The sequence below is a fragment of the Bacteroides sp. 41_26 genome (assembly GCF_949740115.1).
GTDB lineage: Bacteria > Bacteroidota > Bacteroidia > Bacteroidales > Bacteroidaceae > Bacteroides > Bacteroides nordii.
This window is the reverse complement of sequence record NZ_CATJGZ010000104.1, coordinates 1-8,409: the sequence shown is the minus strand read 5'-3', so window position 1 is coordinate 8,409 and position 8,409 is coordinate 1. Positions and strand designations below refer to the sequence as shown.

At 40.2% G+C, this 8,409-nt stretch carries 8 protein-coding genes; 5 read left to right on the top strand and 3 right to left on the bottom strand.

Annotated elements, in window-relative coordinates; all coding sequences use genetic code 11:
- Positions 1-301: 301 nt before the first annotated feature.
- From QX565_RS15760 to QX565_RS15750, 3 genes are read left to right on the top strand one after another with little or no spacing between them, the layout of a single operon-like run.
- Complete coding sequence (locus QX565_RS15760; protein WP_221651552.1) at positions 302-2,209, top strand: NADH-quinone oxidoreductase subunit NuoF; 1,908 nt, start codon at positions 302-304, stop codon at positions 2,207-2,209.
- 11 nt (positions 2,210-2,220) lie between these two features.
- Positions 2,221-3,987, top strand: a complete 1,767-nt coding sequence (locus QX565_RS15755; RefSeq protein ID WP_221651553.1) for an NADH-dependent [FeFe] hydrogenase, group A6 — start codon at positions 2,221-2,223, stop codon at positions 3,985-3,987.
- Between the two features lie 18 nt (positions 3,988-4,005).
- The gene (locus tag QX565_RS15750) at positions 4,006-4,533 is read left to right on the top strand and encodes an NADH-quinone oxidoreductase subunit NuoE family protein (protein WP_122201725.1); all 528 of its coding nucleotides are present in this window, start codon (positions 4,006-4,008) and stop codon (positions 4,531-4,533) included.
- 124 nt (positions 4,534-4,657) lie between these two features.
- Here QX565_RS15750 and QX565_RS15745 read toward each other — a convergent pair whose 3' ends face one another.
- Together QX565_RS15745 and QX565_RS15740 are read right to left on the bottom strand one after the other, a co-directional pair.
- A complete protein-coding gene (locus QX565_RS15745; RefSeq protein ID WP_289293441.1) occupies positions 4,658-5,110 on the bottom strand; it encodes a hypothetical protein in 453 nt (150 codons plus the stop codon).
- Positions 5,111-5,140: 30 nt separating this feature from the next.
- Positions 5,141-5,572, bottom strand: a complete 432-nt coding sequence (locus QX565_RS15740) for an N-acetyltransferase (RefSeq protein ID WP_289293440.1) — start codon at positions 5,570-5,572, stop codon at positions 5,141-5,143.
- Between the two features lie 114 nt (positions 5,573-5,686).
- Between QX565_RS15740 and QX565_RS15735 the strand changes: the two genes are divergently transcribed.
- Positions 5,687-6,073: a VOC family protein gene (locus tag QX565_RS15735; protein WP_221650990.1), complete on the top strand. Its 387-nt coding sequence runs from the start codon at positions 5,687-5,689 to the stop codon at positions 6,071-6,073.
- A gap of 473 nt (positions 6,074-6,546) precedes the next feature.
- Here QX565_RS15735 and QX565_RS15730 read toward each other — a convergent pair whose 3' ends face one another.
- Positions 6,547-8,181: a DUF4153 domain-containing protein gene (locus QX565_RS15730; protein WP_289293439.1), complete on the bottom strand. Its 1,635-nt coding sequence runs from the start codon at positions 8,179-8,181 to the stop codon at positions 6,547-6,549.
- Positions 8,182-8,281: 100 nt separating this feature from the next.
- Between QX565_RS15730 and QX565_RS15725 the strand changes: the two genes are divergently transcribed.
- Positions 8,282-8,409, top strand: a 128-nt coding sequence (locus QX565_RS15725; RefSeq protein WP_289293443.1) for a Nif3-like dinuclear metal center hexameric protein, incomplete at its 3' end; no start/stop codon positions are given.

Genomic DNA, 8,409 nt, shown 5'->3' with positions numbered 1-8,409 from the left:
TATTTCAACATCTATTTATTATGATGCAAATCTAAAGGATTAACGCAGATTTTCGCAAAGGGAAACAAATGTATGATAAAGAATTACAGTCTTTTAATCTGTATTAATCCACGTTTCATCAGATAGATACTACTCTGTCTTAATGATACATAAAAGTCGTTTTTGCAACCTCCAGTATACAAATACATCCTAAATAAGCTGTTTAATTCTCATATAATGCTTTCCTTTTAATATTTCATACGCTTTCTTTTTGTATAATCATTTGAATTACTATATTTGTTCCGAACTTAATTTAATACGGATGAAAATACTATCAATTCACGATCTTGAAAAGATCAGAAGAAGTGCGGAGACTGCCCTCCGTTTACGTGAAGAGAGCAATGATAAAGTAACTGAAAACAGTTGTGGGCTGGCTCTTGGTTCACAACATTTGCAGATTCTGATCTGTGGAGGTACGGGCTGCAAAGCATCTTCCAGTCACCTTATTGCTGACAATCTGAACAAAATACTTAAAGAAAGCGGAATAGCAGACAAAGTAGAAGTAATCACGACCGGATGCTTTGGCTTTTGTGAAAAAGGTCCTATCGTAAAAATCATTCCGGACAACACTTTCTATACTCAAGTCACCCCCGAAGATGCCGAAGAAATTGTAAAGGAGCATATTATAGGAGGAAAGAAAATAGAACGCCTGCTGTACACTGATCCTAAGACGGAACAAAAAGTAAGTGACTCCAAACATATGGATTTCTATCGGAAACAATTGCGAATTGCATTGCGTAACTGCGGATTTATAGATCCGGAAAATATAGAAGAATACATCGCACGCAATGGTTATGTAGCTTTAGCAAACTACTTGCTCAACCATACTCCGGATAGAGTGATAGATGTAATAAAACGCTCCGGACTACGTGGACGGGGAGGTGGTGGGTTTCCTACAGGTCTGAAATGGGAACTGACTGCCCGTCAGGAATCCGACATTAAGTACGTAGTCTGTAACGCTGATGAAGGAGATCCGGGAGCATTTATGGATCGTTCAATCATGGAAGGTGATCCCCATTCTATTATTGAGGCAATGGCTTTGTGCGGATACTCCATCGGAGCCTCCAAAGGCTTGGTATACATCCGTGCAGAATATCCGCTCGCCATACATCGGTTGAAAACAGCCATCACACAGGCCCGTGAATACGGATTATTAGGCGGACACATATTAGGAACAGATTTCTGCTTTGATATAGATATAAGATATGGAGCCGGTGCATTTGTGTGCGGTGAAGAAACTGCACTCATCCATTCAATGGAAGGTAAAAGGGGAGAACCTACTTTGAAACCACCTTTCCCGGCTGAATCGGGATACCAAAACAAACCAACCAATGTGAACAATGTGGAAACATTAGCAAATATACCTATTATATTAATCAACGGAGCCGAATGGTTTGCTTCCATCGGTACAGAACGCTCTAAAGGGACGAAAGTTTTCGCTTTAGCCGGAAAGATTAATAATGTAGGATTGATAGAGGTTCCAATGGGAACAACACTACGGGAAGTAATTTATGAAATAGGCGGAGGAATCAAAGGAGATAAAAAATTTAAAGCTGTACAAACAGGAGGCCCGTCAGGTGGCTGCCTCACAGAAAAACACCTCGATACACCCATCGACTTCGACAACCTGCTTGCTGCCGGCTCCATGATGGGTTCCGGAGGAATGATTGTCATGGACGAAGACGATTGTATGGTATCGGTAGCCCGCTTCTTCCTTGATTTCACGGTAGAAGAGTCCTGTGGCAAGTGTACCCCTTGTCGTATCGGTAATAAACGATTATTGGAACTACTCAATAAAATAACGGAAGGTAAAGCTACAGAAAAAGATCTACAGACGCTGCAAACGCTTGGTAAAGTCATAAAAGATACCGCGCTGTGTGGATTGGGACAGACATCTCCCAACCCGGTATTGTCTACATTGGATAACTTTTATGATGAATACATAGAGCATGTACGGGATAAGACCTGCCGTGCCAAACAATGTAAATCTCTGCTCACGTACTATATCAATCCCGATCTGTGTATCGGTTGTCACCTTTGCGCCAAAAACTGTCCGGCAGATGCCATCACAGGTCTGCCACGTAAACCACATACTGTTCTTCCCGAAAAATGTATCAAGTGTGGCATGTGTATGGCACGCTGTAAATTTAACGCAATCTCTGTATGTTAATCTCAAAGACTATGGAAACAAAAGAAGTAACACTACAAATAGACCGTCACTCGATAACCGTACCTGTTGGTACTACCATTCTGGAAGCCGCCACCGAAATCGGCATAAACATACCAACCCTCTGCCACATTGACCTGAAGGGTACTTGTATCAAAAACAATCCAGCTTCCTGCCGTATCTGTGTGGTAGAGGTGGAGGGTAGAAAGAATCTTGCTCCTGCCTGTGCCACTAAATGTACAGAAGGGATGACAGTGCGTACCAGTACACTACGAGTGATGAATGCACGAAAAATAGTAGCTGAACTTATCCTGTCCGATCACCCGAATGACTGTCTGACCTGCCCAAAATCCGGCAATTGTGAGTTGCAAAACCTTGCTCTTCGTTTCAACGTACGCGAAATGCCATTCACTGGCGGAGAGCTTTCATTGCGTAAACGGGAAGTAACTTCTTCCATCGTTCGCAACATGGATAAATGTATTTTTTGCAGACGATGTGAAAGCGTTTGCAATGATGTACAGACAGTAGGTGCCTTGGGAGCTGTACGCAGAGGCTTCAATACAACTATAGCTCCTGCATTCGATAAAAAGATGAGTGAGAGTGAATGTACTTATTGCGGACAATGCGTTGCTGTTTGTCCGGTAGGAGCGCTCACCGAGCGCGATCATACCAACCGGCTCCTCGAAGATCTGGACGATCCTGATAAAGTGGTTATTGTACAAACAGCTCCTGCTGTACGCGTGGCCTTAGGAGAGGAATTCGGTTTGCCCGCCGGTACCCCGGTTACAGGCAAAATGGTATATGCCCTCCGCGAATTAGGCTTCGATTATGTATTCGATACCGACTTTGCAGCTGATCTCACTATTATGGAAGAGGGTGCAGAAGTACTGGACAGACTCACACGCTTTCTAAATGGGGATAAAAATGTATGTTTGCCTATCCTGACTTCCTGTTGCCCGGCATGGGTGAACTTCTTTGAACATCATTTTCCCGATTTACTAAATATCCCATCTACGGCTCGTTCTCCGCAACAAATGTTCGGCTCCATTGCCAAAACATATTGGGCAGAAAAAATGGGTATTCCACGTGAAAAACTAATAGTGGTTTCCATCATGCCTTGCCTGGCAAAGAAATACGAATGCGACCGGGAAGAGTTTAAAGTCAATGGCAATCCCGATGTGGATTATTCCATCTCCACCCGCGAACTGGCTACACTTATCAAACGTGCTAATATCGGTTTCAACCTGTTACCAAACAGTGAGTTTGACAATCCAATGGGAGAATCAACGGGAGCCGGTGTTATCTTTGGAACAACCGGTGGAGTTATGGAAGCTGCCTTACGGTCTGTATATGAAATTTATACAGGTACCACGTTGGATAATGTAAACTTTGAACACGTCAGAGGACTGGCAGGAGTACGCCGGGCTACCATCAACCTGAATGGCTTTGAGTTGAAAGTGGGGATTGCTCATGGTTTAGGGAATGCACGCCGCTTGTTGGAAGATATCCGAAACGGACATAATGAGTACCATGCTATCGAAATCATGGCTTGCCCCGGAGGATGTATTGGTGGCGGAGGGCAACCGCTCCATCACGGACGGGCAGATATACTGTATGCACGCTCTCGTGCTTTATATGAAGAAGATGCGCAGAAACCTTTGCGGAAATCACACGAAAACCCATATATTCAAAAACTTTATGAAGAATATTTGGGTAAACCTCTCAGTGAGAAAGCACATATGCTACTGCACACACATTATTTCAATAAAGCCATTGATTAACGTATAAAAAATAAAACTATGTCAGATATAAAATTAGCATGCACAGTAGTCGAACAGATAAAGGCAATCTGTGACATACATGGAAATGCTCCGGGAGAGCTCATTAATATTCTGCACGAAGCCCAACATCTTCATGGGTATTTACCGGAAGAGATACAACGCATCATAGCCCATAAACTCAATATCCCTGTATCAAAAGTATATGGAGTAGTTACTTTCTATACATTCTTTACAATGACTCCCAAAGGGAAACACCCTATCTCAGTTTGTATGGGGACTGCCTGCTATGTAAGAGGTTCGGAAAAATTATTAGAAGAATTCAAACGTATTTTAGGTATCGAAGTAGGAGAGACCACACCGGATGGAAAGTTTTCATTAGATTGTCTCCGCTGTGTGGGAGCCTGTGGCCTTGCCCCCGTAGTGATGATAGGAGAGAAAGTATATGGACGCCTTCAACCAGTAGACATAAAAAAGATTCTGGATGACTTAGATGTGCTTCCCGCACGGGGAAGTACGGCGGGCGATGGGAATATAGACAAGAGATAACAGGCTGATTATCAATGAATACAAGAGTGTACAGTTTTGCATGATAAAAATGTACACTTTTATATAACAAGAATGTACACTTTGGCATGACAAGAGTGTACATTCTTGTTATACACACCTAATATTACCAATGCATTACTATCTTAAACTGACATTCTCCAGGATTATTTTCTGTTAGAAAGTCACTATAAGTCACATAGAAAGCAAACGAACCTACGGAATAATCATAGGAGAACGTTTCTGCCCAATTCTTATTTCCCTCAGCATAATACATTACATAAGGAAGAGGAGTCTGGACCGGCGTATTACCATCATATTGAATCAGATATACCATGACACTTCCTTTATCAAAGATATACTGATCTAAATACTTATCTTCAACGATACAACGAAAATAAGAATTATTTTCATTCACACCTCCTATACGCTCCCAGTTTTTAACAGTAATTGTATACGAATCCCAATTCTGAGCTTCATCTGAACCTCCACCCGGCCGATTATTCCAATTTGAATCAGTATCACTCTCACAAGCTCCGAGAGTGATAACCAGTAACAATAAAAATAAAATTTTCTTCATCTTCTTAAATTATAATATATTAGTAATACTTTATCTATTCCACTTCATTACAAACTCTTGCTCGCCTGTCTCTTCCTCTACATGCTTCTCTACAAACCTGAACCCCTGCTTCTCATAAAAAGCCACTGATGATTCATTTTTAGCATATACCCTTAATGTTATTTCAGGGTATATCTTTTTTACGTATTCTATCAATGCCTTTCCAACACCTGCACCTTGTGCTTCAGGTATTACAAATATAGCAGCCAAATAGTTGTCCACCATCGAAATAAAACCTTGCACAGACTTTGTTTTTTCATCTTCAAATACATATGTATCACTTCCTGGAAGATAAACATTCCGCATATCTTCTTGTTTTCCAATCCAATACATAGCAGGAATAAAATGATGTGCCAGGATAGAGGCTTCTAACCAAATGCGTATCACCCTGTCTGTATCTTGAAAATTATAGCTTCTTATCATATTTTGATTCAAATCAAATGGTTCGTATTCAACTTTATTTATCTTTGCAAAGATACTTGATTTACATTATTATACACTCATAAAAGAAGAGAAATAACCATTTATAAAATAACCATGTATATTCATCACATTGCACTTTGGACCACTCAATTAGAAGAGTTAAGACAGTTTTACATTACTTATTTCAATGGAACAAGTAATGAAAAGTACATAAATCCTGCAAAAGGTTTCGAATCCTACCTTATCAGCTTTGATGGAGGAGGCGCTTTAATCGAAATGATGCGTAAAACGGATGTTACTTCTCCGGCAGACAAGATTCCGCACATTGGTTTGGCACACTTCTCTGTTTCAGCAGGTAGTAAAGAAGCTGTTCTCGAACTTACAGAACGTTTGCGCCACAATGGGTTTGTAGTAGCCAGTGAACCCCGTACCACAGGCGATGGATTCTTTGAAAGCGCTATCCTCGATCCGGATGGAAACCTGGTAGAGATTACTATTTAGCATATAGTTCACCACAGAGCCACACAGAGTTTCACCGAGTTTTAATTGTTATAAATCAGATAAATAGTACTCTGTGTAACTTCAGTGAAACTCTGCAGTAAAACTTTAATACAATAAGAACAGGTCGATTGCTCTTGATTAATAAGTCTTGTAAAACATCAGAAACACTCCATGCGTTGCTCTACGAGAATCGACCCGTTCCTCGTAGAGTTTCACCTCGATCTCCGTAGAGTTTCGACCCGTTTCTCGTAGAGAAAAAAACGTCCATATATATTGCTAATAATCAAGTACTTACAAATATTAAAATTGTAATATTTTTCTACCATGTAACACCAGCTCTTTTTCTGTTGCGTGCAGCCCACGCGTCTCTGAATTAATTACAACACTAAGTACTTCCCCATGCGGGAAGCACTCAAAACGGAGAAGAAATAAACAAAATCCCACTAAACATGGTTTTCAACTACTGATTCGCATTATTTAATAAAGATAGCATCAACCAATACATTGGTGCAATGAAGAGTAACTCCGCTTTCATAACTTATATTACTAAGTACAAGCATACAGGAATCATTACAGGTGATAAATAACTCCGAACTTACCGAATCGGATACTTCATTCTGCATCCACGCACGGTGAGAATTCATATATGCATTTATATCACGGCTTATTATCACCTTGTCATCAGCTACACGCCGAATCTTAATGACTCCATCTTCCACCTTACCAACATATTCTTTCCTATCATAAATATTCATTGGATAATAACGAGTATATCCTTCTGTATTGATTCCTGACGGAAAAACAGGACTCATGTAATGCCAGTTACGCTTAGTTGAAATGTCGCATTCCCCATATTCCTTTTTCATATAATCAGAACCTGTTTCATCCTCTAAATAAGAATAACATGCTTCCAGTTCCCGGGCATCTTTCCATCTCAAAGAATCAGTTTCATTAAATACGACTCCTTGTTTTAACTTATGAGTAACAGAATCCAGCATATCAAGCCTGGAAATATATCTTTCTAACCTCTGTTTCTGTGAATGAATGCCTATACTTCGGGCACTAATGCCAGGGATAAAAGTCAAAATCACAATACAGATACTACTCACTACAGCCATCAACTGATAATTTCCTATCTTCCGGGAAAACAAGAAAAAGATATAGAGTGTCATCAAAATACCGGATATGAAGAGGTAAACTCTTGATGCCGTAAAGCTATAAGTCGTTATGCGCTCAATAGTTCCCACCCAGAAAAGAATAAGTGGCGGTATCGCAATCCAACTAAAATGGTTGTAAAACCACCCATAAATATTTTTGGAAACAAGAAGCTGAAACATATGTCCTGCCATTGCAAAAATAGCCAACGCAAGTACCATATATCCAATCCCTCCCTTAGGCAACTCCCAATGAATGGCAATCGTTATGAAATAGATGTAAAGTATTGCCGTATAAACAATCACTGCCGGTGAAAGAATATAATTTATAATAATTTCCATAAACCGGGGAGTCGTATTCTCTTCACTCTCTTTCTCCTGCAAATGGCAATAAAGCAACGGAATCACAACAAACAGGCAGAACATATAAATATATTCAGGGAAATCATACCTCTCTATATTAAAGATGTATACCACAGAAGAATAAAGCCCCCATACAGCAAGAGCCAAGAGATGTCCGATAAAGAAAGCAAAAATCAGACTTACAAACGTTTGCATACAATTTCGGGCAAAGGAAAGATTCTCCCACTTACATTTACATGCCAGCAGAATGAAAAATGCCAATATCAGTGTAAATGTATAAGAAATAGTAAATACAAAGTGACTCAAATCAGCCCAAAGAAAGGGAAGAGGCAGTAATACCGACAAATAATACAATATTCTGCCCTTAGTAGGATACAAAAGCTGATGCAAGCTGTACACCAGTACCATAAAGGCCGGAAAGAGGGACATTACATCCCGTATATGCTTAATCAGCTCCGAAGAGGATTCCCAATTTAGCTGATCTTCAATACAAAAGAATACAAAAAATAGCAAGCCCAATAATGCTTCCATCGGATACTTTTTCAAAGCTAAAATGATATCCGCACCAACCTTTGATAGATTTATTTTCATAAGTACTCCTCCAAATTTCCCCAAATGTACTAAAAAACGATAAAAGGCATACTTATTCCCTGCTTTTTTCTTATATTTGCAACCAAATTTTCTACAAAGAATGAAAATTAAAGAGATTGTAAGCGCCCTTGAACGGTTCGCGCCTCTGCCATTGCAAGACGGATTTGATAATGCCGGCCTGCAAATCGGATTGACAGATGCGGAAGCAACAGGGGCTTTGTTGTGTCT

Coding starts and splice junctions, on each gene's coding strand:
- QX565_RS15760 (WP_221651552.1), top strand. CDS start 302: ATGAAAATACTATCAATTCACGATCTTGAAAAGATCAGAAGAAGTGCG.
- QX565_RS15750 (WP_122201725.1), top strand. CDS start 4,006: ATGTCAGATATAAAATTAGCATGCACAGTAGTCGAACAGATAAAGGCA.
- QX565_RS15755 (WP_221651553.1), top strand. CDS start 2,221: ATGGAAACAAAAGAAGTAACACTACAAATAGACCGTCACTCGATAACC.
- QX565_RS15745 (WP_289293441.1), bottom strand. CDS start 5,110: ATGAAGAAAATTTTATTTTTATTGTTACTGGTTATCACTCTCGGAGCT.
- QX565_RS15730 (WP_289293439.1), bottom strand. CDS start 8,181: ATGAAAATAAATCTATCAAAGGTTGGTGCGGATATCATTTTAGCTTTG.
- QX565_RS15740 (WP_289293440.1), bottom strand. CDS start 5,572: ATGATAAGAAGCTATAATTTTCAAGATACAGACAGGGTGATACGCATT.
- QX565_RS15735 (WP_221650990.1), top strand. CDS start 5,687: ATGTATATTCATCACATTGCACTTTGGACCACTCAATTAGAAGAGTTA.